Source organism: Pseudomonas tritici (assembly GCF_014268275.3).
GTDB classification, from domain to species: domain Bacteria; phylum Pseudomonadota; class Gammaproteobacteria; order Pseudomonadales; family Pseudomonadaceae; genus Aquipseudomonas; species Aquipseudomonas tritici.
Window position 1 is genome coordinate 3,155,819 of the sequence record NZ_CP077084.1, and the last position, 24,133, is coordinate 3,179,951.

General features: G+C 60.5%; 21 protein-coding genes. 7 read left to right on the top strand and 14 right to left on the bottom strand.

The features are described from left to right. Positions 1–2 precede the first annotated feature (2 nt). Both ligD and ku read right to left on the bottom strand, forming a co-directional pair. Positions 3–2,480, bottom strand: a complete 2,478-nt coding sequence (gene ligD / locus HU722_RS14050; RefSeq protein ID WP_186754963.1) for a DNA ligase D — start codon at positions 2,478–2,480, stop codon at positions 3–5. Positions 2,481–2,483: 3 nt separating this feature from the next. Next, a complete protein-coding gene (gene ku, locus HU722_RS14055) occupies positions 2,484–3,317 on the bottom strand; it encodes a non-homologous end joining protein Ku (RefSeq protein WP_065891019.1) in 834 nt (277 codons plus the stop codon). 184 nt (positions 3,318–3,501) lie between these two features. On the opposite strand from ku, the gene HU722_RS14060 reads away from it, so the two are divergent. Further along, positions 3,502–3,816: a hypothetical protein gene (locus tag HU722_RS14060; RefSeq protein WP_065873195.1), complete on the top strand. Its 315-nt coding sequence runs from the start codon at positions 3,502–3,504 to the stop codon at positions 3,814–3,816. 12 nt (positions 3,817–3,828) lie between these two features. Next, on the top strand, positions 3,829–4,986 hold the full coding sequence (locus tag HU722_RS14065) for a PQQ-dependent sugar dehydrogenase (protein WP_065873194.1): 1,158 nt from the start codon (positions 3,829–3,831) through the stop codon (positions 4,984–4,986). Positions 4,987–5,070: 84 nt separating this feature from the next. On the opposite strand, the gene HU722_RS14070 is transcribed toward HU722_RS14065, so the two are convergent. Further along, positions 5,071–5,550, bottom strand: coding sequence for a nuclear transport factor 2 family protein (locus tag HU722_RS14070; protein WP_186754962.1), 480 nt, complete (start codon positions 5,548–5,550; stop codon positions 5,071–5,073). Between the two features lie 53 nt (positions 5,551–5,603). Further along, a complete protein-coding gene (locus HU722_RS14075; protein WP_065891018.1) occupies positions 5,604–6,167 on the bottom strand; it encodes a TetR/AcrR family transcriptional regulator in 564 nt (187 codons plus the stop codon). Between the two features lie 125 nt (positions 6,168–6,292). Between HU722_RS14075 and pssA the strand changes: the two genes are divergently transcribed. Then, entirely contained in the window at positions 6,293–7,636 is a 1,344-nt protein-coding gene (gene pssA, locus HU722_RS14080) for a CDP-diacylglycerol--serine O-phosphatidyltransferase (protein WP_065891017.1), read from the top strand. A 61-nt stretch (positions 7,637–7,697) separates the two neighbouring features. On the opposite strand, the gene efeO (HU722_RS14085) is transcribed toward pssA, so the two are convergent. The 4 genes from efeO (HU722_RS14085) to efeU are packed head-to-tail and all read right to left on the bottom strand — an operon-like array spanning position 7,698 to position 11,921. Then, a complete protein-coding gene (gene efeO / locus HU722_RS14085) occupies positions 7,698–8,516 on the bottom strand; it encodes an iron uptake system protein EfeO (RefSeq protein WP_065891016.1) in 819 nt (272 codons plus the stop codon). Between the two features lie 27 nt (positions 8,517–8,543). Beyond that, a complete protein-coding gene (efeB, locus tag HU722_RS14090) occupies positions 8,544–9,848 on the bottom strand; it encodes an iron uptake transporter deferrochelatase/peroxidase subunit (RefSeq protein WP_065891043.1) in 1,305 nt (434 codons plus the stop codon). Between the two features lie 14 nt (positions 9,849–9,862). Next, complete coding sequence (efeO, locus tag HU722_RS14095) at positions 9,863–11,065, bottom strand: iron uptake system protein EfeO (RefSeq protein ID WP_065880462.1); 1,203 nt, start codon at positions 11,063–11,065, stop codon at positions 9,863–9,865. A gap of 10 nt (positions 11,066–11,075) precedes the next feature. Further along, the gene (gene efeU, locus HU722_RS14100; protein ID WP_065873188.1) at positions 11,076–11,921 is read right to left on the bottom strand and encodes an iron uptake transporter permease EfeU; all 846 of its coding nucleotides are present in this window, start codon (positions 11,919–11,921) and stop codon (positions 11,076–11,078) included. A 169-nt stretch (positions 11,922–12,090) separates the two neighbouring features. On the opposite strand from efeU, the gene HU722_RS14105 reads away from it, so the two are divergent. Continuing rightward, complete coding sequence (locus HU722_RS14105) at positions 12,091–13,107, top strand: AraC family transcriptional regulator (protein ID WP_065880463.1); 1,017 nt, start codon at positions 12,091–12,093, stop codon at positions 13,105–13,107. A gap of 74 nt (positions 13,108–13,181) precedes the next feature. Continuing rightward, on the top strand, positions 13,182–13,718 hold the full coding sequence (locus HU722_RS14110) for a hypothetical protein (RefSeq protein WP_139113199.1): 537 nt from the start codon (positions 13,182–13,184) through the stop codon (positions 13,716–13,718). A 122-nt stretch (positions 13,719–13,840) separates the two neighbouring features. Here the strand turns inward: HU722_RS14110 and HU722_RS14115 are convergent, their stop codons facing one another. From HU722_RS14115 to HU722_RS14135, 5 genes are all read right to left on the bottom strand, one after another. Continuing rightward, on the bottom strand, positions 13,841–15,256 hold the full coding sequence (locus HU722_RS14115) for an efflux transporter outer membrane subunit (protein WP_065880464.1): 1,416 nt from the start codon (positions 15,254–15,256) through the stop codon (positions 13,841–13,843). Further along, positions 15,253–18,432: an efflux RND transporter permease subunit gene (locus HU722_RS14120; protein WP_065880465.1), complete on the bottom strand. Its 3,180-nt coding sequence runs from the start codon at positions 18,430–18,432 to the stop codon at positions 15,253–15,255. The genes HU722_RS14115 and HU722_RS14120 overlap by 4 nt, the downstream gene beginning before the upstream one ends. 15 nt (positions 18,433–18,447) lie before the next feature. Continuing rightward, complete coding sequence (gene mexE, locus HU722_RS14125) at positions 18,448–19,686, bottom strand: multidrug efflux RND transporter periplasmic adaptor subunit MexE (RefSeq protein WP_065891042.1); 1,239 nt, start codon at positions 19,684–19,686, stop codon at positions 18,448–18,450. A 262-nt stretch (positions 19,687–19,948) separates the two neighbouring features. Next, positions 19,949–20,473 carry a sterol desaturase family protein gene (locus HU722_RS14130; protein WP_065873182.1) on the bottom strand — a complete coding sequence of 175 codons (525 nt, stop codon included), beginning with the start codon at positions 20,471–20,473 and terminating at the stop codon, positions 19,949–19,951. Between the two features lie 121 nt (positions 20,474–20,594). Beyond that, positions 20,595–21,179 (bottom strand): TetR family transcriptional regulator, encoded by a 585-nt coding sequence (locus tag HU722_RS14135; protein WP_065891015.1) that lies wholly within the window; start codon positions 21,177–21,179, stop codon positions 20,595–20,597. A gap of 192 nt (positions 21,180–21,371) precedes the next feature. Between HU722_RS14135 and HU722_RS14140 the strand changes: the two genes are divergently transcribed. Both HU722_RS14140 and HU722_RS14145 read left to right on the top strand, forming a co-directional pair. Then, complete coding sequence (locus HU722_RS14140) at positions 21,372–22,160, top strand: SDR family NAD(P)-dependent oxidoreductase (RefSeq protein ID WP_065880467.1); 789 nt, start codon at positions 21,372–21,374, stop codon at positions 22,158–22,160. A gap of 29 nt (positions 22,161–22,189) precedes the next feature. Next, positions 22,190–23,191, top strand: a complete 1,002-nt coding sequence (locus HU722_RS14145; RefSeq protein ID WP_065891014.1) for an NADP-dependent oxidoreductase — start codon at positions 22,190–22,192, stop codon at positions 23,189–23,191. 9 nt (positions 23,192–23,200) lie between these two features. On the opposite strand, the gene HU722_RS14150 is transcribed toward HU722_RS14145, so the two are convergent. After that, complete coding sequence (locus tag HU722_RS14150; RefSeq protein ID WP_065891013.1) at positions 23,201–24,133, bottom strand: LysR family transcriptional regulator; 933 nt, start codon at positions 24,131–24,133, stop codon at positions 23,201–23,203.

Below are 24,133 nucleotides of genomic sequence, written 5' to 3' on the forward strand. Positions count from 1 at the left end.
CTTCACGGCGGCGGATGGGCGCCCAGCTTATCCCACATCTTCTTGCTGATTTTCTGGCGATTGGCATACCCGTCCCAGGGATCAACCTTCAACGCCTTTAAACGCTCATGCACGTTGACGACCGTCCATTGCTGGGCACCACGCAAGCCCTTCAATTCCTCACGACTGACCGGCACCGACACCGGCAATCCAGGCCGCGCACGCACGGAGTAGGCTGCCACGGTACTGGCGCCTCGAGCATTGCGCAGGTAGTCGATAAAGATCTTGCCGACACGGTTTTTGGGCCCTGACGTTGCGGTAAAACGCTCCGGCAATTGCGCGGTCATGAACTGGGCAATCGCCTTGGCGAATGCCTTGACGGTGTCCCAATTGTCGCGCCGCGCCAGTGGCACGACCAGGTGCAGGCCCTTGCCACCGCTGGTCTTGACGAACGCTTGCAGCCCCAATTCGTCAAGCACCGACAGCGTGAGCTGCGCCGCTTCCAACATGGCTTTCCAAGGCAGTGCCGGGTCGGGGTCGAGATCGAGCACAAACAGGTCCGGGGTTTCGATCTTGTCGGTGGTGCCGCCCCAAGTGTGGAACTCCACGGTGCCCATTTGCACCGCACCGATCAATGCAGCGGCGCTGTCGATTTCCATCAGGCGTGCATGACCAGGGTCGAGCGCCTGATCCAGTTGCTTGATGTTAGGAATCGCGAGCCGCTCGGAATGCTTCTGGAAGAACTGCTCGCCTTCAATGCCCTCAGGCGCTCTGAGCAGCGAAACCGGACGGTGCCGCAGGAAGGGCAGAATCCATTGGCTGATGCTGTCGTAGAACTGCGCCAGTTGCTGTTTTTGCGTACCGGTTTGCTTATCGATTACGCGGTCGGGATGGGTGATGTTCACGTTGCCGCTGTTTTTTTTTGCGGTTTTCATGGATTTGGCCGTGCGCGGTTGCTCATGAATGATCTGCGCAGCCGGTTTATCGGTCCGCATGCCGACGAACGCGGCCTGGCGAACCACGCCTTCCCGGGTCCATTCGGCAAATTGCACCTCGCCAACCAGCGTCGGCTGCACCCAATGCACACCGCGGGCCTGGGCGCTGGTCAGCGGTTTTTCCAGGGGGGACGTGCTGCACTCCAATGGCGTAAGTTGCGCGTAGATCGACTTCAGCGACGCCTGATCAAAGCCTGTGCCCACCCGCCCGGCGTACACCAGCCCGGAATCATCATTCACCGCCAGCAACAGCGCCCCGAAACCACTGCGTGAGCCCTGCGGCCGGGTGTAGCCAACAATCACAAACTCTTGGCGCAAGCGGCATTTGAGCTTGATCCAATCGGCACTGCGACTCGACACGTAGGGGCTGCCCAGGCGTTTACCGATCACGCCTTCCAGGGCCAGGTCGCATGCGCTTTCAAAGATGTCACGATGGTGCGCAGTGAACGCTTCGGAGAAGCGCAGCAACTTGCTTCGACTACCGGCCAGCGCGGCCTTGAGGGCTGCGCGGCGCTCCTCGACAGGCGCCTGGCGTTGGTCCTGGCCATTGAGGAACGGCGCATCGAACAGGTAGTAGACAATGTCCAGGCTGCGCCCAATATCAAACGCGTTTTGCAGCGCCTGGAAGTCCGGCAGGCCGTCGCCGTTTAGGCTGACCACCTCACCGTCGAGCCAGCTGTCCTTGAGTTTCAGCGCTTGCAGGGCCTTGGCTTGACGGGGCAGGCGTTCGGTCCAGTCATGGCCATTGCGGGTGAACAGGCGTACCTCGCCGTCACGAATGCGCGCGAGCATGCGGTAACCGTCGAACTTGATTTCGTAATGCCAGTCGCCTTCTGGCGCGCGGTCCACCAGCGTGGCCAATTGCGGGGCGAATTGCTCGGGGAGGGTGGCTAAGGTTTTTTGCGGCTTGGGCTTGGGTTTGGCTTTAGCGTTGGGTTTGCCGACCGAGGCGTTGCTGAGCACGCTGTTCGGTTGGGCCTGGACAATATCGTAGTCATCGGCAGGGCGTGCCTGTGCGTCCTTTTCCTTGATCAGCAGCCATTGTTGTTTATCGCCGCTGCCCTTCAGGCGGGTGCGCACCAGGGTCCAGTCGCCTGAGAGCTTCTCGCCAACCAAGGTGAATTTGAGCTTGCCGGCGGCGTAGGCCTTGTGCGGGTCGTCATGGGGTTGCCACACGCCGCGGTCCCACACGATAACGTCGCCTGCGCCGTACTGACCCGCCGGAATATTGCCTTCGAAGCTGCCATAGCCGAGGGGGTGATCTTCAACGTGGACGGCCAGGCGTTTCTGGCTCGGGTCCAGGCTCGGGCCTTTGGGTACCGCCCAACTGAGCAACACGCCATCAAGCTCCAGGCGGAAGTCATAGTGCAGGTTGCGCGCGTCATGTTTCTGGATCACGAAGGACAGCGCCGAGGCCTTCCGTTTGCCGGCGGGCGCACTGCCTGCCGGTTCGGCGGTAATCCCGAAGTCGCGCTTGCGGTTGTAGTCGCTGAGGGGCTTTGGCATGACTTATGAGGCCTTGGTAGATTTCTTCACCGCAGGCTTCTTCGCCGGCTTACCGGCCAGGCTGCGCTTGAGCAATTCCGTCAGGTCAATCACATCGGCAGATTTACGCTCCTCACCGTCCGTGCTGCTTTCCACGTCCTCGATCTTGCCGGCCTTGGCCTTCTTGGCCACCAGCGCCATGATTTTCTCTTGGAAGCTGTCGCGGTAGTCATCCGGTTGCCAGTCGGCGCTCATGTCTTCCACCAGACGCTTGGCCATGTCCAACTCACCTTTGGCCAACGTGGGTTTGGTCACGTCGCTGCCCAGTTCCAGATCGTCCAGGCTGCGCACCTCGGCGGGCCAGCGCAACATCACCAGTATCAAGGCCGAGTCCAGGGGCATCAATGCGGCCAAGTGCTGCTTGGTGTGCAGCACCACATTGGCCAGGGCGACTTTACTGGTTTTTTTAAGGGTTTCCCTGAGCAACGCATACACCTTGCCGCCGCGTTTGTCCGGGGCGAGAAAGTAGGGGGTGTCGATGTTCTGCAACGGAATCTGGTCGCTGGCAACAAACGCGATGATTTCAATGGTCTGGGTCGACTTGGGGTGGGCCGAGCGGATTTCTTCTTCGCTGAGCACCACGTAACGGCCTTTCTCGAACGCGACGCCTTTGACGATGTTCTCTTTCGTCACTTCCTTGCCGGTGGTCTTGTTGATGCGCTTATAGCCCACCGGGTCCATGCTGCGTTTGTCGAGCCAGTCAAAGTCAACGCCCTGTGATGATGTGGCCGAGACCAGTGACACCGGTATATGCACCAGGCCAAAGCTGATGGCGCCTTTCCAGATTGCCCGTGGCATATGTGCGATTCCTTACATAGAGGCTGTGTTCTGGTGACTCGGACCCTGTGCGAAAAGTTTCCACGGGCAGATGCACGGACAGATCGTGTTACACCTGATGAGAAACTATTTAGTGTCGAAAGCCGAACCTGAGGCGTAGCGTGTTATCGAAAGCACGTACTCCTCGCCCCAGAGAGGCTTTGTCATGAACAGCTGTGTGCGTCACGTTGCGGCGCTGGTGTTGAGTTTGGCCCTTGCCCCTTTGGCCTATGCGCAAAACCTGCCCGGCAACAACAACTCCAACAACGGTCCGATTCACCGGGCCAACCCCAATAGCATGCAGGGCACCCAGCCCAATGCGCCGGCCATTCGCGGTATTCAGACTGGGCCGACCACACGTACGCCGACCCTGGAGAACGGCGGCATCGGCAACCGCTATCCCCAGCGCGATGCCACCCCGAACCGCCCGGCCACCGAAACCAAAGCCCCTACTTATGACGCCAGCGGCAATCGCCGGTAAGGATCCCGCCTTATGTTTCTACGCAAAACCTTGTTAGCCGCCCTTTGCGCAACCACGCTGCTGCCGTTGACGGCCGCTGTCGCCGCCGAGGCCCAGCAGTTTCCCAGCGAACAAGGCAGCATCACTGCCACCCCGATTGCCAAAGGCCTGGACCATCCATGGGCGGTGGCCTTTCTGCCGGACAAGCAAGGCTTCCTGGTGACGGAACGCCCCGGCCACCTGCGCTTTGTCAGCCCGGACGGCAAGCTCTCCGCGCCACTCAAGGGCGTGCCTGAAGTGTGGGCCAAAGGGCAGGGCGGTCTGCTCGACGTGGTGCTGTCGCCGGATTTCAAACAGGACCGCATGGTCTACCTGTCCTACGCGGAAGGCGGCGGCGAGGGCGGCACGGCCGGCACTGCAGTGGGCCGTGGTCGCCTGGCGGCTGACCTCAGTGGCTTGACCGACTTCAAAGTGATCCTGCGCCAGGAGCCTAAGCTGTCCACCGGCAATCACTTCGGCTCGCGCTTGGCCTTCGACCGTGACGGCTACCTGTTCGTGACCCTTGGGGAAAACAACGATCGCCCGACGGCCCAGGACCTGGACAAGTTGCAAGGCAAGGTCGTGCGCATCTACCCGGACGGCCGCGTGCCGGATGACAACCCGTTTGTCGGCCAGCAAGGCGTACGCCCGGAGATCTGGTCCTACGGCCAACGTAATCCCCAGGGCCTGGCATTGAACCCGTGGAGCGGCACGATCTGGGAAAACGAACATGGGCCGCGCGGCGGCGATGAGATCAACATCATCGAACGGGGCAAGAATTACGGCTGGCCGCTGGCAACCCATGGCATCAACTATTCGCTGACACCCATACCCGAAGCCAAGGGCAAGACGGTGGAGGGCACGGTGCCGCCGCATCACGTCTGGGAGAAATCACCGGGGATCAGCGGGATGGCGTTTTACGATGCAGACCGCTTCAGAGCCTGGCAGCACAACGTATTTATTGGCGCGCTGGCCAGCCAGGAGTTGATTCGGTTGCAGTTCGATGGCGACAAGGTCGTTCACGAGGAGCGTTTGCTGGGCGGCTTGAAAGCGCGGATCCGCGATGTGCGGCAGGGGCCCGATGGCTTTTTGTACGTGCTGACGGATGAGGAGGATGGCGTGCTGTATCGGGTTGGGCTGAATCAGGACTGAGGTAGGCCGACACGTCCATGTGTGAGCTGGCTTGCCTGCCATGCAGGCACCTCGGTGTATCGCAGGCAAGCCAGTTCCAAAGGGTTACAAGCCCAGGTCGGACAGCCCCGGATGATCATACGGGCGCCGGCCCAGCGGCCAGTGGAACTTGCGTTCGCTTTCCTTGATCGGCAGGTCGTTGATGCAAGCAAAACGATTGGCCATCAAGCCGTTCTCATCGAATTCCCAGTTCTCGTTGCCATAAGAGCGGAACCAGTTACCCGAATCGTCGTGCCACTCATAGGCATAGCGCACCGCGATGCGGTTATCGGTGAACGCCCACAGCTCCTTGATCAGCCGATAATCCAGCTCCTTGGCCCACTTACGGGTCAGAAAGCCTTTGGCTTCTTCGCGGTTATGCGCGAATTCGGCACGGTTGCGCCACTGCGTGTCCAGGGTGTAGGCCAGGGACACCCGTTGCGGGTCGCGCGAATTCCAGCCGTCCTCGGCCAGGCGCACTTTTTCGATGGCCGACGCGCGGGTAAACGGCGGCAAGGGCGGACGTGTTTCTGCAATTGATGACATCGGGCAATTCCTCAAACAATAGGTTTTATCGAGCGTTGCGCCTGCCAGTGCGTTCAAAGTCCCAATAACGTTTGCGCCATGCATTGCGCATTATCGGCCGCTGTTGAATCGCCCATCACCAGGGCAACGGTAATGGCGCCATCGATCAGGATCAGCAGTTGCGCGGCCTGCCGTTCAGGGTCGGGGGTACCATGTGCCTGACACAGTTCAAGTGCATACTCGAACAGTTTTTGTTTATGCGCCTTGGCCAGCAGGCGCACCGGGTCTTGCGGGTCGCCGGTTTCGCCACTGGTGTTGATAAAGGCGCAGCCACGAAAATCCGCAGTACCGAACCAGGCCTTGAGCGCGCTGAACAGCGCAAGCAGGCGCTCACCTGTGCCTTCGCTGCGCTCCACCTCGTCGCGCAGCCACTGCATCCAGCGCTCATCGCGGCGCTGCAGAGCGGCAATCACCAGTTCGTCTTTATTGGCGAAGTAGCGGTAAATGCTTTTTCTCGAGACACCGGCGGTTTTCACCAGGAAGTCCATGCCGGTGGCGGCGATACCATGGCGGTAGATCAACTTTTCGGTGACGTCGAGGATGATTTCGCGGGTTTCATTACTGATCATGTCGTTCATGTGGCGAACAGTAGAACGATCGTTCTTCTTGGTCAATTAAATTTTTTCCATGCCGCACAGCGAGACCTGAGCACCCCCATGGTGTAAGCTCGGGGCCTCTTCGGATTCGACCCATTGCGAGCCTTATGCCGTCGTTCTTCAAACGCTCCCTGTTGCCCAAACTGCGCGGTTTCCCCCTCACTCCCGACGCCCTTGAGGTGCTGTCCGGCGCCGACGCGTATCGCCGTTGCCTGCTGGAGAAGATTGCCCAGGCCACGCGGCGTATCTACATTGTTGCGCTGTACTTGCAGCAGGACGAGGCGGGGCAGGAGATCTACGATGCGCTGCACGCGGCCAAGGCTGCGCGGCCGGCGTTGGACATCGTGGTGGTGGTCGACTGGCTGCGCGCCCAGCGCGGTTTGATCGGCGCCGGCAAACAGCCAGGCAACAGCGCCTGGTATCAGTCCATGACCCACAGCCACAGCACTGAAGTGCCGGTGTATGGCGTACCGGTGCAAACCCGCGAGTTGTTCGGCGTGCTGCACCTCAAGGGCTTTGTGATCGACGACACGGTGCTGTACAGCGGTGCCAGCCTGAATAACGTGTACCTGCACAAGTTCGACAAGTACCGCTTCGACCGTTACCACCTGATCCACAGCCAGCCGCTCGCCGACTCGATGCAGCACCTGGTGGAACACGGGCTTGTCGCCTCCAAGGCAGTTAATCGCCTGGACCTGCCCAATCCCCCGACCACGCGCAGCTTGCGCAATGATATCGGCGACTTGCGCAGCCGTTTGAAACACGCGACCTACGACACCACGACGGGGCAGTTGCCCAATGGTCACCTGTCGGTCAGCCCGTTACTCGGGGTTGGCAAGAACAACCCGCTGAACCGGGTGATCCTCGAACTGATCGCCAGCGCCCAGCATCAGCTGACCATCTGCACGCCGTACTTCAACCTGCCGCTGCCGGTGACTCGCGAAATCAACCGCGCCCTGGCGCGGGGTGTGAAGGTCGACATCATCGTTGGCGACAAGACCGCCAACGACTTCTACATTCCGCCGAGCGAGCCGTTCAAAGTCATTGCCGCGCTGCCCTACCTCTACGAAATCAGCCTGCGCCGCTTCGCCAAGCGGCATCAGCGCGACATCGACCACGGCCAGTTGAACCTGCACCTGTGGCACGACGGCGACAACACCTACCACCTCAAGGGCATGTGGGTCGACCAGCGCTACACGTTGCTCACCGGCAACAATATCAACCCGCGAGCGTTCCGCCTCGACTTGGAAAACGCTTTGCTGATCGACGACCCGCAAGGCCATTGGCTTGAACCACGCCGCACCGAGCTGGCGCAGATTTTCCAGCACACCACGCGTATCGAGCGTTATCAGGACCTGCAAACGCTGCTGGACTACCCGGAGGCGGTCGGCAAATTCCTGCGTCGGGTCAGCCGCGTTCGGATCGAGCGGTTGCTGTACCGCATCCTGTAGAACTGCAGGCGAAAAAAAGACCCAGCCCCTCAACAGGGCTGGGTCTTTTTTTATCCAGCGTTTAGTTCAGGCCCAGCTTGCCACGCAACATGGACAGGTCTTCAGCCAGGGTGTTGACCGGACCCACCAGCGCCTTGCGGTCGCTTTCCTTGACCTTGTCGTAGGTCTCGAAGCCGCCGTCCTTGGTTTTGTACTTGGCCAGGATCTTGTCCACGGCGGCGAAGTTCTTGTCGACTTTGGCCAGGAAGGTTTTGTCTTGCTTCTCGATCTGGCCACGGAACAGGTCGACGATTTTCTTCGCGCCGTCGATGTTGCCCTGGAAGTCGTACAGGTCGGTGTGGCTGTAGCGGTCTTCCTCACCGGATATCTTGGTGGCGGCGACTTCTTCAAGCAGCGCTGCGGCGCCGCCGACGACTTTTTCCGGCGGGAAGGTCAGGCCGTCGACGCGGGTCTTGAGGTCGTTGACGTCGGTGTTGAGTTTGGCCGTGAGGGTTTCCAGGCCCTTGGTGCTGTTCTGCGAGAACAGTGCGTATTCGATGCGGTGGAAGCCGGTGAAATCTTCGGCGGTCACGCCTTTTTCATGGTCATCGACGCGGGAGTCGATGGACGCATCAAGGTCGCTGAACAGCTCGGCAATCGGCTCGATGGACTCATAGTGCACGCGGGTCGGCGCGTAGAGCTTCTTGGCGGTGGCCAGGTCGCCTTTGTTGATGGCGTCGGTGAACGCCTGGGTCTGGGTGACCAGCTCACCGATTTCTTCGGTGACGTAGATCTTGTAGTCCGACACCGGGCCTACCAGGTCCAGCGGCGCGGTAGCGGCAAACGCCGCCAGCGGCGAAAGGGTCAGCAACAACGAAAACGCAATGGTCGACTTCTTCATGGGACGATTTCCGCTCTGGGGGTTGTTTTAGGTAGTGGCAGTGGTTTGAGGGTGCGTTGCAGCCAGCAGCGTGCGCCCGATGAAATCCTTCGGTCCCGTGACCCCTGGCAAGGTGAAGAAGTACCCGCCGCCGACCGGCTTGAGGTACTCCTCCAGGGGCTCGCCGTTGAGCCGGGTTTGTACGCTGATAAAGCCTTTCTCCAGGTCAGCCTGGTAGCAGATGAACAACAGCCCCATGTCCAGCTGACCGTTTTTGTTGACGCCGTTGGAGTAGTTGAACGGCCGGCGCAGGATCAGGTTGGCCTGAGTCTGCGGGGTGCGCGGGTTGGCCAGGCGGATATGGGCATCGAGCTTGGTCAATTTGCCTTCCGGGTCCTTGCTGTAGTCGGGCACCTGGGTTTCTTTGTCGCCGTCCATCGGCGCGCCGGTCGGCTTGATGCGGCCGATGATGCTTTCCTGCTCTTGCAGCGGCGTTCGGTCCCAACGCTCGACGAAGTTGCGGATGATGCGCACGGCCTGATAGCTGCCGTTGGCCGCCCAGGCCGGTTCGTCGCTGCCAGGCTGGACCCACACAATCTGGTCCATGGTCGTGGCGTCGTTGGAATTCGGGTTGGCCGAACCGTCACGGAAACCAAGGAAGTTACGCGCGCTCTGCGCAGGCTCTCCGGGTTTACTCGGCGCCTGCGGCGGAACGCTGCCTTCCTGCTTCCAGCGCACCAGCAGCAGGTCCGGCAGGTTTTTCACGATATCGCGCAGGGCGTGGATATTGGTGTCAGTGGTGTTGGAGCAAAATTGCAGGCTCAGGTCACCGTGGCACTGCGCCGGCTCCAGCGCGTCGTTGGGGAAACCGACCATGCGGCTCAGGTGCTTGGGCTTGACTGCTGTGAGGCCGAAGCGCTCGTCGAACAGCGATTCACCGACAGACACGGTGATGGTGAGGTTGTCCGGCGTCACCACCGGGCCGAGGATGCCGGAGTCGGTGGGCGGCAGTTTCGGATCGACTTGCGGCACGGTGCCGCCGGTCATCAGAAAAGCGATGCGTTCATTCAACGTGCGGAACAGGCGTTCCAAGTCTTCACGGTCGCTGGCCAGTACATCGAACGCCACCAGCATGCCGCAGGCCGGGCGTGGAGTGACGATGCCAGTTTGGTGCTTGCCAAAAAAATCGTGGTGGTCCTGGGTTTTGTCACTGCGGGGTGCCGTGGTGACTTGTTCCGCTGCGGCGGCCATGGCCGGGCAGCTCAATGTGCTACCGGCAATCGCGGCGCCGGTGGCGGCCATGCCCAGCAGGACACGGCGGCGCTGAAGGTCAAACTGTTCTGAATTACTCATATAGGCGGTCGTCTTCACTGCAGGCCGGAAAGGCCAAGGGCGGGGTCGATTCCATCGAGTGCAACGGCCAGAGCCTTGGCCTTGTCGGCGATCTGCTTGCGCTGATCGGCGGTCACGCTGTCGTAGCGGCGGTACTGGCCGTCGACTTTCAAACCATTGAGTTCGCTGTCGAAGGCCGCGAGGGCGCTGTCGACGTTTGGTAACAGGTCGGCGGCGGACTTGGTCAGCAGCGGGCGCATCAGCTCGACAACCTTGTGGGCGACTTCCAAGTTAGCGGCAAAACCATTCAGGTCGACGTGGCTGTAGCGCTCTTCTTCACCGCTGATGGCGCGCACATCGGCCAGGCTATTGAGGTTGCGCACCACGATGCTCACCAGTTGCTCCGGCGGCAGGGACTGGGCCAGCAGTTGTTGCTTCAATGTCGTGACGTCGGTTACCAGGCGCTGCGCAATCGGCGCCAGGCCTTCGAGGCTGCGTTGTTGGAATAGGCTGTATTCGACGCGGTGGAAGCCGCTGAAGGCTGGGTCCTGTTCGCGTTTCTCGAAGTAGTCGGCGCGGGCGTTGATCGCGTTGTCCAACTCCGCCAGGCGTTGCGACGCCGGGGCCAGTCGCTGGTAAGCCTCGCGCGCCGGTAGGTAAAGCGCTTGGGCTTGCGCCAGGTCACCCGCGTCGATTGCTTGCTGCAAGGCGGTCACGGCCTTGACCAATGCGCTGCCTTGGCTGCTCAAGTACACGCGGAATTCCGACAGCGGGCCAATAAACGCGACCATCGACGGCTTGGCCTTGGCCTGTGCGTCGGACTCGGCGGTGGGCGTCACATGCAAGGTGCCACGTGGATTGCTCAGCAGGCCGCAGGTGATTGCATAGTCGCCGGGCAACAGGTTGGCGTTGATCACCTGGCTGAGGCCGGGGGCGATGTTTTCCCGTTCTTCGACCACCAGCACGCCGTCGAGGATTTCCCATTCCACCGCACGCTCGGAGCGGTTGATGATGCGGAAGCTCGCGCGGCCGGCCGGTACCGTCAGTTCATTCGGTTCGCAGGCATGGCCGTGGATCGTCACGGCAATTTCATTGTGGTTGGCCTGGCGCTTGCTGGCCGCCAGTTGCGAGGCGTAATAGAACAGGCCACCGGCGGCGATCATCACGACCACCGAGCCTGCCACGGCCCAACGCAGGGCGCGGGGTGGCAGAGCCGGTTGAGGAGTTGGGTTGGACAAGAGGCGGTCCTTAGTGGGTGGAAACGGAAGAAGGCGTGGTGGCAGGCTTGGGCGGTGCGGCGGGCAGGAAGAACATCACCAGCGCCACCACCAGGTAAATCAGGTAAGCACCGAGGGTGCTGACGGTGGGCGCTTCCTGATAGCCGAACATGCCGGCCAGTACCGAACCCAGCGGGCTGTCCATCGGCAAAGCAGCGCTGAAGTCGAACAGCACGGTTTGCAGGTGGTTCCACACGCCCGCTTCGTGCAGGGCTTGCACCGAGTTGGCGAGGATGCCGGCGGCGACGACAAGGATAAATAGGCCGGTCCAGCGGAAAAACGCGCCGAGGTTCAGGCGCATGCTGCCGGTGTAAATCAGGAAGCCGACGATGATCGCCAGGACCAGGCCAAGCAGGGCACCAATCGGCGCGCCCGGGCCTTCACTCTGCTGGAACACCGCCAGCAGGAAGAACACAGTTTCCAGGCCTTCACGGGCCACCGCGAAAAACACCATCAGGATCAGCGCGGTCACCTGGTGTTTGGAACCGGCCAACGCATGGTCAAGGGAGGCGTGCAGGGAATGCTTGATGGACCGCGCCACTTTGCGCATCCAGAACACCATCGAACTGAGGATGCCCACGGCGACCAGGCCGACGATGCCCTCGAACAGTTCCTGCTGCTTTTGCGGGAACTCCGCGCTGACCAACTCAAGGCCGCCACCGACCAGCAGGGCCAGCGCAGCGGCGAGGAATACGCCGATCCAGACAGCCGGCATCCACTGACCACGGCCAGTCTGTTGCAGGTAGCTGGCGATGATGCCAACGATCAATGCGGCTTCAATGCCTTCGCGCAGCATGATGAGAAAGGGAACGAGCATTCGGCACCGCGGGGTGAACTAGTTAGGAGGCTAAGTTGTAACATAATGATACTCATTGCTAAACAACAATTCTTGACGTTTGCTGAACAGGGACTGAACGGTGGTGGCAAATCGCGGCCCACCTTATGATGCACGCCACTATTGTGTGCAGCCGGATGCCCGATCGCTCATGTCGGAAAAAGACACCATCTCCCTCCACCTCGTGCGCGAAGCCTTGTTGCAGAGCTGCGCACCCGGTGAAGCCGCCGTCGAAGTGTTGAACAAAGCCGGTATCGCCCCGGCACTGTTGGACCAGCCCGATGCGCGCGTCTCGGCCACGACCTATGCGCGTCTATGGCGCCTGCTGGCGCGGCGTATGGACGATGAGTTCTTCGGCATGGACCCGCGCAAGCTCAGGTCCGGCAGCCTGGCCTTCCTTTGCCGCGCTTCCATGGCGCAACCCACCCTCGGCGCAAGCCTGGAAACCGGCCTGGGGTTTCTGTCACTGATGCTGGAGCGAATGCCGGCCCAACTGGTGCGTCAACAAAGTCTGGCGGAGATCGTGCTGCTGGAACCGGAGCCCGAACCCAACAGGGCCTTCACCTACTTTACGTATTGGATGATTGTGCACGGCGTAGCCTGTTGGCTGGCCGGACGGCGGATTCCGATCCTGGCCATTGAGCTGCGCTGCCCAAAACCGGATTTCTGCGCTGACTATCAGGTGATGTTCTCCGACAACCTGCGTTTCGACCGGCCGCGCACCCGCATGATCTTCTCCGCCGACTGCCTCGACGTGCCGATCAAGCGCAGCCCGGAAGAACTCAAGCGCTTCCTGGCCCACGCGCCGGCCAATATTCTGGTCAAGTACCGCGACCCCGATAGCCTCGCTACTCGCATCAAACACGACTTGCGCCAAATGCCCCCCGACACCTGGCCGGAAACCGAAGGCCTCGCCACGAGCCTGTGCATCTCGGCCTCAACCTTGCGCCGTCGCCTGGCGGAAGAGGGGCAGACTTATCAGGGGCTCAAGGACAGTGTGCGCAAGGAGTTGGCGATTGTGTGGTTGGCGGAGCCACAGATCAGCTTTGCTGAAATTGCCGAGCGACTCGGATTTGCGGACACCAGCTCCTTCTATAAGGCATTTCGTAAGTGGGCGGGGTCGAATCCGGGGCATTACCGCAGTCTGATTCTCAACGAAAACCGGTGATCCCTGGCGCCAACCCCCTTCGCTTTACGCGCCTGCCGTAGTAGTTTGCGCCGGTACATTCAAGGAGAGTGATCGTGCGAAAGTCATTGGCTATGTTGCTGTGCTGGGCGCTTTTCCCGCTGACCGCCTGGTCGGCGTTGGGCATTGGTGATTTCACCCTGGGTATGTCACGTCAGCAGGTCCTTGACACGCTCAAGCCCTACTTTGCGCAGGTAAACAGGGAATACAACTTGAGCTATTCAGTTCCAATGCCTTACTACAGGGCGCTAGAGCCCAACCATCCTTACAGCTTGGGCGATGTTCCGATCTATGTCGTGGGTGCCTATTTTGATGATGCTGACCGTCTCAAACAGTTGAGCATCTCGTTTAATACCACTGACGTTGAGCGCGTCAAACGGCAGGTTCCCTTGATGCAGAAGGCGCAATTGGTACCCGACACCGATGGCCGTCATGAGGTGTTTCTCACGGACGGCGAGTTGATCTATCGCGTGTCCAATGTGTTTGATTGGACCACCGTCGAGATTGCGGACAAAGCTACCTCAGCCTTGAACATCGAAACACGTGCGCACTATGACAAGATCGACAGGGCACGAAGGGCGAAATCCAAGTGACGTGATCGTCGCGCCCGTCCCGCTCAGTGAACTCGGGTTTCAGGCAAAAAAAAGCCCCGTGACCGAATGGACCACGGGGCTAAAAATTGGCTGGATGCGACCAACCAAAGGAGCTCTTTACTTCACTTGGCGGTGGCGACAACCGTGTCCGGCTTCCAACCACCCCCCAGCGCCTTGTAGATCGCCACAATCCCGCGATACAAGTCGACTTCGGCCTGCGCCTGGGAGTCTTCAGCGGCCAGACGCTCACGTTGCGCGTCGAGCAGCACCAGGAAGTCCACGGTGCCTTCGCGGTAGCGGATCGCAGCCAGGTCGGCGGCGGCGCGGCTGGATTCGCTTTGGCGGATCAGTGAGACCAGGCGTTGCTGACGCTTGCCGTAGTCACTGAAGGCGTTCTCGGATTCTTCCAACGCCAGCAACACTTGTTGCTCGTAGCTTGCCAGCGCGCCATCAGCCTCGGCATCCGCGCCGCGCAAACGGGCGCGTACGCTGCCCAGGTCAAAGGCTGCCCAGGTGATGCTCGGGCCAAGGGCCCAGGCATTCGCGGCGGACGAGCCGATCTGCGAACCACGCCCGGCGGTAAAGCCGAGGAAGCCGCTGAGGCTGACCCGTGGGAACAAATCGGCCTTGGCCACACCGATACGCGCAGTGGCGGCGGCCAGTTTGCGTTCGGCGCTGAGGATGTCCGGGCGACGTTGCAGCAGTTGCCCCGGGTCGCCAATCGGCAATGCCTTGGCAATCGCTGGCAGGTCTTTAGGACCAAGGTCTACGGTGAGCTTGTCGGGCCGCTGGCCGAGGAGGGTGGCGATGCGGTTGCGCTCGCGCACTTGCTCGGCCTGGAGTTGCGGCACGCTGGCTTCAACCGCCGCGAGGCGTGCGTCGGCACGTTCCACATCCAACTGATCACCCACGCCGGCATCGCGCAGGCTTTCGGTGATGGTGCGCGATTCCTGCTGGTTCTTCAGGTTGTCCAGGGCAATGCGTTCACGCAGTTGCGCGCCGCGCAGTTGACCGTAGGCATCCACCAGTTCGGCAATCATGGTGACTTGCAGTTGGTACAAGTCAGCCTCGGCGGCCTGCTGGTCGGCGTCGGTGGCTTCCAGGTTGCGCTGGATGCGGCCGAACAGGTCCAGCTCCCAGGCCATGTCCAGGCCCAGGTCGTAACGCTCGGTCTTGACGCGGCTAGTGGTCTGGCCCGGAATCTGGCCTTTGCCCTGGTCACTGCTGACGCGGCTGGTGATGGTCGGCATCGCGTCATTGCTGGCGTCATCGCGGATGGCGCGGGCGGCCCGCAGACGGGCAAAGGCGACGCGCAAATCACGGTTGCCCTGCAGCGACTGAGTCACCAACTGGTTGAGGGTCGGGTCCTCGAACTGTTGCCACCAGATGCCTTCGAACTTGGCGTGGTCATATTTCTTGGCATCGGCGGCGGCCATCACATTGGCCGCCTCCGGGGTCTGGGTTTTGTAGTCCGGGCCTACGGCACAGGCGCTCAGCGCCAGTACCAGCAAGCTCGGCAAGAATACTTTCACACTCATTGCTGTGTCTCCAGCTTCAAGGCCTTGGCCGCTTTGCGCGCTTCCTGGCGCTCCACATAGCGACGGATCAGTACGTAGAACACTGGCGTCAGCAACAGACCGAAGAAGGTCACACCGATCATCCCGGAGAACACCGCCACGCCCATTGCGTGACGCATCTCGGCACCTGCACCGCTGGACAACACCAGTGGCACCACACCCATGATGAAAGCGAACGAGGTCATCAGGATCGGCCGCAGACGCAGGCGGCAGGCTTCCAGCACCGCAGCGAGCGGGTCGAGGCCTTCTGCCTGTTTATCCTTGGCGAACTCGACGATCAGAATCGCGTTCTTACACGCCAGGCCTACCAATACGATCAGGCCGATCTGGGTGAAGATGTTGTTGTCGCCACCCGAGATGATCACCCCGGTAATGGCCGACAGCAGCGTCATTGGTACGATCAGGATCACCGCCAGCGGCAGGCTCCAGCTTTCGTATTGAGCGGCGAGTACCAGGAACGCCAGCAGCACGCAGAGCGGGAACACGAACAGTGCGGTGTTGCCCGAAAGGATTTGCTGATACGTCAGGTCGGTCCACTCATAGGTCATGCCGTTGGGCAGTTCGTCTTTCAGCAGTTTTTCAATCGCAGCTTCTGCCTGGCCCGAGCTGTAGCCCGGTGCAGCGTTGCCGTTGATTTCAGCCGTGATAAAGCCGTTGTAGTGCATCACGCGGTCCGGGCCCGAGGTGTCGCTTACCTTGATGAAGGTCGCCAACGGGATCATCTCGCCTTTGTTGTTGCGCACTTTCAGCTGGCCGATCTGGTCTTCATCCAGGCGGAACTGTTGTTCAGCCTGCACGTTGACCTGGTAGGTGCGACCGAAGCGGTTGAAGTCGTTGGCATACAACGAACCCAGGTAGATCTGCAGGGTGTCGAAGATGTCGCTGATCGCCACGCCGTGGGTCTTGGCCTTTTCACGGTCGATAGCCGCATCGACCTGGGGCACGTTGACCGTGTAGCTGGTGAACAGGCCGAACAGCTCCGGCGTGGTGCGGCTCTTGGTGATGATGTTCTGCACTTCTTTGTACAGCTCGTCGTAACCCAGGTTGCCACGGTCTTCGATCTGCAGGCGGAAGCCACCAATCGTACCCAGGCCCTGTACCGGCGGCGGTGGGAAGATCGCCATGTAGGCTTCCTGGATGTCGCTGTATTTACCGTTCAACGCGCCGGCAATCGCACCGGCGGACATGCTCGGGTCTTTACGTTCGTCGAACGGTTTCAAGGTCACGAACACGATGCCGCTGTTCGGGCTGTTGGTGAAACCGTTGATCGACAGGCCCGGGAAGGCCACGGCGGCCTCCACACCCGGTTGTTTCAGCGCGATGTCAGACATGCGCTTGATCACGTCTTCAGTGCGGTCCAGGCTCGCGGCGTCCGGCAATTGGGCGAAGGCGACCAAGTATTGCTTGTCCTGGGCCGGTACGAAACCGGTCGGGGTGTGGGCAAAACCGAACCAGGTCAGCACCATCAAGCCGGCATACAGGAACAGCGCGATACCGCTACCGCGAATCACCCGGCGTACGGTGCCGACGTAGCCGTGGCTGGCTTTGTCAAAGAAGCGGTTGAACGGTTTGAACAACCAGCCGCCGAACAGCTTGTCGAGAACCTTCGAGAAACGATCCTTTGGCGCGTCATGGCTGCGCAGCAACACGGCGGCCAGGGCTGGGGACAAGGTCAGCGAGTTGAAGGCCGAGATCACCGTCGAGATCGCAATGGTCAAGGCGAACTGTTTATAGAACTGCCCGGTCAAGCCGCTGATGAATGCCGCCGGAATGAACACCGCACACAGCACCAACGCGGTGGCAACAATCGGGCCGGTCACTTCGCTCATGGCTTTTTCAGTCGCCGCAAACGGTTCCAGGCCAAGCTCAATGTTGCGCTCGACGTTTTCCACCACCACGATGGCGTCGTCCACCACGATACCGATGGCCAATACCAGGCCGAACAGCGACAACGCGTTGAGCGAGAAGCCAAACAGGTGCATTACCGCAAACGTACCGATCAACGATACCGGCACCGCCACCAAAGGAATGATCGACGCGCGCCAGGTCTGCAGGAACAGGATCACTACCAAGACAACCAGGATCAGCGCTTCGAACAGGGTGTGCACCACCGCTTCGATGGAGCCGCGCACAAAGATGGTCGGGTCATAGACGATGCTGTAGTCCATCCCTTGCGGGAAGCTCTTTTTCAGCTCGTCCATTTTGCCGCGCACTTCGTTGGAAATCTCGATGGCGTTGGAGCCAGGGCGCTGGAAGATCGGGATCGCCACGGCCGGTTGGTTGTTGAGCAACGAGCGCAGGGCGTATTGGCTGGAGCCCAGCTCGATCCGTGCGATGTCTTTGAGGCGGGTGATTTCACCGTTGTCGCCTGAGCGAATCACGATGTTTTCGAACTCTTCCTCCGTCACCAGGCGACCTTGGGTGTTCACCGACAACTGGAAGGCGGTGGCAGTCGGCGCGGGTTGCGCACCCAGGGCACCGGCAGCCACTTGACGGTTCTGCTCACGGATCGCGGTCACCACATCGGTGGCGGTCAGGTTGCGCGAAGCGGTCTTGTTCGGGTCCAGCCACACACGCAGGGAGTAATCGCCCATGCCGAACAGTTGCACGTCACCCACACCGCCCAGACGCGCCAGCTCATCCTTCACATTGAGCAACGCGTAGTTGGACAGGTAGAGCATGTCGTAGCGCTGATCCGGGGAGGTCAAGTGCACCACCATGGTCAGGTCGGGGGAGGCCTTGTCCACGGTAATACCGATGCGCGTCACTTCCTCAGGCAGTTTCGGCTGAGTCCGCGTCACACGGTTTTGCACTTGCACCTGCGCGTTGTCCAGGTCGGTGCCCAGGGCGAAGGTGATGGTCAGGGTCAGCTTGCCGTCGGCGGTCGACTGCGAGGACATGTACAGCATGTTCTCGACGCCGGTGATCGCCTGCTCCAGCGGAGCGGCGACGGTTTCACCGATGACCTTGGGGTTGGCGCCCGGGAAGTTGGCGCGGACCACCACAGTCGGCGGCACCACTTCCGGGTATTCGCTGATCGGCAATTGGAACAGCGAGATCGCACCGGCGATCAGGATCAACAGCGAGAGCACTGCTGCGAAGATCGGCCGCGAAATGAAGAACTTGGAAAAATTCATCTTGAGTCGTATCCCTTAACCGCGTGGAGTCGCGCTGGCAAGTTTGGGCGCGGCTTTATCCGGCGCCACTTGTTCCAGGTTGCTGGCTTCAAGCGCTTGTCGTTGTTTGGCCAAGGCGGCGAGGGTTTCCTGGCTGGCCATCGGAATGGTTTCCGGGGCCACCGGCGACCCTGGGCGCACGCGCTGCAGGCCCTTGACGATAATGGTGTCGTCCTTGTTCAGGCCGCTGCGCACGATGCGCAAACCTTCGATCTTCGGCCCCAGTTCCACCGAGCGATAGGCCGGCTTGTCGCCTTCCATCACCAGCACGAATTTCTTGCCCAGGTCGGTGCCGACGGCTTCGTCAGTGATCAACACGGCAGAGTAGGTGCCGCTGCCGACCAGTTTCAGGCGTGCATACAGGCCGGGGGTGTATTCGCCCTTGCTGTTATCGAACACAGCGCGACCACGGATGGTGCCGGTGGCCGGGTTGACCTGGTTGTCGACGAAGTTCATCTGGCCCAAGTGCGGGTTGCCGGTTTCGTTGGACAGGCCCAGGTACACCGGCGTGGTTGCACCACGGCGGCCTTGGCGAGCCAGCTCGGTGTACTTGAGGAACACGCGCTCATCGGCGTCGAAGTAGGCGTAGACCTTGTCGGTGGAGACCACGCTGGTCAGCGCGGTGGTGTCAGCGGTCACCAGGTTGCCGGCAGTGATTTCGGCACGGCTGACGCGGCCGCTGATCGGCGAGGTCACACGGGTAAAGCTCAGGTTCAGCTTGGCCAGGTCCAACTGCGCCTGGATCCCGGCGACGGCCGCGCGGGCTTCCTGGGCAGCGGTGGTGCGCGAGTCGGCCAGTTCGGCGGAAATCGCATTACTCTGGCGCAGGCGCTCGCCACGTTGCGCTTCGTTATCGCTGCGGGTGGCGGCGGCGCGGGTTTGTTGCAACTGGGCTTCAAGGCGGCGCACTTCAGCCTGGAACGGACGCGGGTCGATCTGGAACAGCAGGTCGCCTTTCTTGACCAAAGCGCCTTCGGTGAAAGCGACTTGGTCAATCTGGCCAGAGACCCGTGGACGAATCTGCACGATTTCTGGGGCTTCCAGGCGACCGGTGAATTCATCCCACTCGTTGACTGGTTGTTCCAGCACCTTCGCCACGCTGACTTTGGCAGCAGGCATGGCGGCCGCTTGTTCCGGGGTCTTGCCGCACGCGCTCATCACCACTACGGCCAAAATCGCCAAGGGGAAGCGCAAATGTTTGAGTGACTGTTCCATGAGGTGCATCCGCCAATGTATTTGAGATGGGCGGATCATGCGCGGCGATGTGCTATGTCACGAATCGAATGAAGCAAAGGTAACTATCATTCGGAATGATATAAGCGCGAGTTTAGCCCTCTAGCATGGGGCTTTCGTTAGGGAGCTATCAATGGCCGTGATAGCAAAGGTCTTTTACGGGAGCTGCAAGGAAGGTTGCCACTAAGCGGATGACGTTGTGTGTCACTGCACATTGACGGCATGACCCTGAATGGCTACCCGGCTAGCGTGCCCGGGCGACCTCAGCCCGAATGTAAGTACGAAACACATGGTCCCACAGCGGCGAAGACACGCCGAAGTTCTTCTCGATACCCTGGCGATGGTGCAGATCATGATTGGCCACGAGCCCTGGAATAAAGGCATAGGCCCAGTGCTGCGGGCGGTGCATCACGTAGTGGACCGAGATGTAATAGAGGTAGCCCACCACGGCGCCGATAAAGGCCGACGTCAGCTCGGTGTACCAGGCGAACAGCAGTAGCGCGGCAAAGGTGGAGCTGGTTTTCCAGCTGGACACACCGATAAAGGCGAGCACATCGACATGGTGGGTCCAATGCTCGCGGCGGTACAGCGAGTGGAATAGGAAGCGGTGTGCCGAGTACTCCACCAGCGTCCATACCAACAGGCCCACGAGCGCCAGGCCGAGGTCAAAGGGAGCGAGGCAGAGGGCGAGGATGACGAAGAGGGGGACGGTGAAAAAGTCGAGGTAATAAGCGACTGAAGACATCAGCCATTTATTTGAAGCAGCCATGTGCAGAATATCCCTGTAGTGCCCGATGGTCGGGGGCGCGATTCTGGGTGATCGCGCCGTCGCCGACAACTGTTTCACACGGCACTGCGACACACGTCTCAGGCTGCGGTTGCTGTGACGTTCAGTCAATCAATTCACGGGTGTCATCTGGCGTCAACGACGCGAAGATTGCTTCGCGACAAACCTGCAGAATCTCATCAGCCAGCGGCGAGTCGTCAGGGCAGGCGCGCGACATGACGATGGCGCCCAATGCATGCGCCATTGTGGCGAGGCGCTTTGCCCGAGCCTCGGCAGAGTCCGCACTGTCGGACTTGCCTCGTAACGCTGCTAATTGAGCCTCGATGCCAGCAGCAAATGTGGCCCGCACGTCGTCCTCTTTGCGCGCCGCATCCCCGCACAACGCCGCAATCGTGCAGCCGGTGGCGCGGTTGTCGCGATGCTCACGAGAGAGATACACCTTCAAGAATTCGGACGCTGAACCCTCAGCCGTCAATGCGGTGGACTGCATCAAGCCGCAAGTGGCCGATTCTGCCATCAGATCGGCTTTGGACCGGAAGTGCTTGTAAAAGCCTCCCTGGGTAAAGCCCGCCGCCGACATCAGATCGGCAATACCGACGCCGTCATAACCGCGCTCGCGAAAAAGCGCGGAGGCGGTTTCAACGATGTGCGCCCGGTTGGCCTGTGCTTGCTGTTTAGTGACCTTCATCGAATACCCAACAACGTTTTGTTCAAGTGTGAGTGCTTCATCATACATTGATGTTGATCGACATCAAACTGTTGACATTTTAGATTATGTCCGTAATCATAAGTGCGTTCCAACAGCAGAATCCTTGAATCTGCGGCTGAAGCTCACACCGTTTCAGCCCGTGCCAAAAACCCTTATGAAGGAATTCATCGCATGACAACGCCTGCTACTGTGCTGATCACTGGCGCCTCCTCCGGGATTGGCGCCACCTACGCCGAACGCTTTGCTCGTCGTGGCCACGACCTGGTGCTTGTTGCACGTGACAAGGCACGCCTTGAGACCCTGGCCGAACGTCTACGTAAAGACACCGGCGTGGCGGTCGACGTGCTGCAAGCCGACCTGACCCGTAGCGCTGATCTCACCGCCGTCGAAACCCGCCTGCGCGTCGACTCCCGTATCGGCATTCTGATCAACAATGCCGGCCTGGCTCAGTCCGGCAGTATGGTCCAGCAAAGCACCGAGGCGATCGAAGGGCTTATCTCACTGAACATCACCGCGGTGACACGCCTTGCAGCAGCAGTCGCGCCACGCTTCGCGCAGGCCGGTACAGGCTCGATCGTCAATCTTGGATCAGTGGTGGGGTTCGCACCCGAGTTCGGCATGACGATTTATGGCGCCACCAAGGCTTACGTGCTGTTCCTGTCCCAAGGCCTGAACGTGGAGTTGTCGCCCAAAGGCGTGTATGTGCAGGCCGTGCTGCCAGCGGCAACCCGCACCGAAATCTGGGAGCGCGCCGGGATCGACCTCAACACGCTTTCCGACGTCATGGATGTTGAAGAGCTGGTAGACGCTGCATTGGTCGGCTTTGACCGTCGCGAGCTCGTCACTGTTCCGCCACTGCACGCGGCGGGTCGTTGGGATGCGCTGGATCAGGCGCGCCAAGGGTTGTTGAGCGACATTCGCCAAGCCCATGCCGCCGAGCGTTATCAAGCGCAAGCCTGATATCCATCCCTCTACGGAATCACAGCACCATGAAAGCGCTCACCTTCAAACGCTATGGCAAATCTCCAGGCATCGAATTTGCCCAAGTGCCTCGTCCAGTGTTGAAACCCAACGAAATGCTGGTCGACGTGCATGCCGCAGCCGTTAACCCGGTCGACAACATGATCACCGCAGGGGTGTTCAAGCCGGTCTTGAAGTTCCAATTGCCGGCCGTCATGGGCAGCGACCTGGCCGGCGTGGTGGCCGAGGTGGGGAGCAATGTGACCCGCTTCAAGGTGGGCGATGCCGTGTTTGCCAATGTGTTCGACCTGGGCACCGGCTCAATCGCTGAATATGTGGCGGTGCCCGAGGCTGTCGCTGCGCCAAAGCCTGCCAACCTGGACTTTGTGCAAGCCGCTTCGATTCCGATGGTCGGGCTCACCTCGTGGCAAGCCCTGAAAGAGCGCGCCGATCTGCAACCCGGCCAGAAAGTCTTCATTCCTGCGGGTTCCGGCGGCATTGGGACGTTTGCGATCCAGCTGGCCAAGTACCTCGGTGCCAAGGTGGCAACCAACACCAGTACCGCCAATGTCCAGATGGTCGGCATCCTGGGCGCCGATGAGGTGATCGATTACAAGCAGCAAGCGTTCGAGAACGTGCTGCACGGCTATGACCTGGTGCTCGGTACGATCAGAGGAGATGCCATCGAGAAGGCCGTCGAGATCCTCAAGCTTGGCGGCAAGATCATTTCCCTCGTCGGGCCGTTGGATAAAGCGTTTGCTCGCGCTCGTCGGTTGAATATCTTTCTGGAGTTTGTCTTCGGATTAATGAGTCGCAAGATCGTGCGGCTGGCGAGAAAAAACGGCGTGGCGTATTCCTTTCTGTTTGCGCGTCCTGAAGGCGTCCAACTGACTGAAATTGGCAAACTGCTTGAGTCGGGCCAAATCCAGCCGGTGATCGACAAGGTGTTTGCGTTCGAGCAGGCCAAGGAAGCGCTCGACTATCTGGCACAAGGCCGTGCCAAAGGCAAAGTGGTGATCAAGATCAAATGAAACGGAACATCATCTGCCGGGCGAGGGCGGGGCAATCTGCGGTACATGCTCTGCCATCAACTCCATCACCCAGTCCATGAACACCCTTAACTTGCGGCTTACATGGCGGTTCGGCGTGTAGGCGATGTGCAGCGGCATCGGCGCGATGGTCCAGTCTTCGAACAGCCGGACCAGTTCGCCATTCGCCACGGGTTGCATCGCCATGTAGTGCGGCAGCCATAGCACGCCCAGCCCGGCCTGGCCGGCGGCCAGGTAGGCATTGCCATCGTCGACTGTCAGCGCGTGCCGGCCGTGCACTACCACGGTTTCTTCTGTGCGTCGCAGCGTGTAGGGCAGCGCCTTGCCGGTACGCGCCTGGCGATAACCGACGACACGGTGCGTACCTTCCTGCAATTCTCGCGGGTGAGCGGGCGTGCCATGCAGTGCCAGGTAACCGGGCGCCGCGTACACGCCCAGCGGCAAGTCCGCGATGTGCCGTGCCACTAGCGAAATATCGGTGATTTCTCCACCGCGAATCACGCAATCAACGCTGTCATCGATCAGGCTGATATTCCGGTCGCTTACGCCCAGGTCCAGCTGGATATCCGGGTAGTGCTCATGAAACGCCGGCAAGGCCGGGATCAGGATCAAACGGGCCAGTGGGCTGGGCACGTCGACCCGCAGGCGTCCGCGCGGCGCGGCTGCGGCCCCGGACAGCGCGGTGTCGGCATCATCCAGGGCGGCCAACAGTAATTGCACCCGCTCGTAGTAGGCGAGGCCATCAGCGGTGACTTTTACCGTGCGTGTGGTGCGGTTGAGCAGCTTCACGCGCAAACGCGCTTCCAATTGTTGGATCAACTGGGTGACGGTGGTTTTACTCATGTGCAAGGTGCGGGCGGCGCGGGTGAAGCTGCCTGTCTCTACCACTCGCGCAAAGGCTTGCATGGCGTCGAAACGGTCCAT

Bases quoted from the DNA above. Each gene is read 5' to 3' on its own strand.
- HU722_RS14140 (WP_065880467.1), top strand. From the start codon at position 21,372: ATGACAACGCCTGCTACTGTGCTGATCACTGGCGCCTCCTCCGGGATT.
- ligD (WP_186754963.1), bottom strand. From the start codon at position 2,480: ATGCCAAAGCCCCTCAGCGACTACAACCGCAAGCGCGACTTCGGGATT.
- HU722_RS14120 (WP_065880465.1), bottom strand. From the start codon at position 18,432: ATGAATTTTTCCAAGTTCTTCATTTCGCGGCCGATCTTCGCAGCAGTG.
- efeU (WP_065873188.1), bottom strand. From the start codon at position 11,921: ATGCTCGTTCCCTTTCTCATCATGCTGCGCGAAGGCATTGAAGCCGCA.
- HU722_RS14060 (WP_065873195.1), top strand. From the start codon at position 3,502: ATGAACAGCTGTGTGCGTCACGTTGCGGCGCTGGTGTTGAGTTTGGCC.
- ku (WP_065891019.1), bottom strand. From the start codon at position 3,317: ATGCCACGGGCAATCTGGAAAGGCGCCATCAGCTTTGGCCTGGTGCAT.
- efeB (WP_065891043.1), bottom strand. From the start codon at position 9,848: ATGAGTAATTCAGAACAGTTTGACCTTCAGCGCCGCCGTGTCCTGCTG.
- HU722_RS14115 (WP_065880464.1), bottom strand. From the start codon at position 15,256: ATGAGTGTGAAAGTATTCTTGCCGAGCTTGCTGGTACTGGCGCTGAGC.
- HU722_RS14130 (WP_065873182.1), bottom strand. From the start codon at position 20,473: ATGGCTGCTTCAAATAAATGGCTGATGTCTTCAGTCGCTTATTACCTC.
- HU722_RS14145 (WP_065891014.1), top strand. From the start codon at position 22,190: ATGAAAGCGCTCACCTTCAAACGCTATGGCAAATCTCCAGGCATCGAA.
- HU722_RS14065 (WP_065873194.1), top strand. From the start codon at position 3,829: ATGTTTCTACGCAAAACCTTGTTAGCCGCCCTTTGCGCAACCACGCTG.
- mexE (WP_065891042.1), bottom strand. From the start codon at position 19,686: ATGGAACAGTCACTCAAACATTTGCGCTTCCCCTTGGCGATTTTGGCC.
- pssA (WP_065891017.1), top strand. From the start codon at position 6,293: ATGCCGTCGTTCTTCAAACGCTCCCTGTTGCCCAAACTGCGCGGTTTC.
- HU722_RS14135 (WP_065891015.1), bottom strand. From the start codon at position 21,179: ATGAAGGTCACTAAACAGCAAGCACAGGCCAACCGGGCGCACATCGTT.
- efeO (WP_065891016.1), bottom strand. From the start codon at position 8,516: ATGAAGAAGTCGACCATTGCGTTTTCGTTGTTGCTGACCCTTTCGCCG.
- HU722_RS14075 (WP_065891018.1), bottom strand. From the start codon at position 6,167: ATGAACGACATGATCAGTAATGAAACCCGCGAAATCATCCTCGACGTC.
- HU722_RS14150 (WP_065891013.1), bottom strand. From the start codon at position 24,133: ATGGACCGTTTCGACGCCATGCAAGCCTTTGCGCGAGTGGTAGAGACA.
- HU722_RS14105 (WP_065880463.1), top strand. From the start codon at position 12,091: ATGTCGGAAAAAGACACCATCTCCCTCCACCTCGTGCGCGAAGCCTTG.
- HU722_RS14070 (WP_186754962.1), bottom strand. From the start codon at position 5,550: ATGTCATCAATTGCAGAAACACGTCCGCCCTTGCCGCCGTTTACCCGC.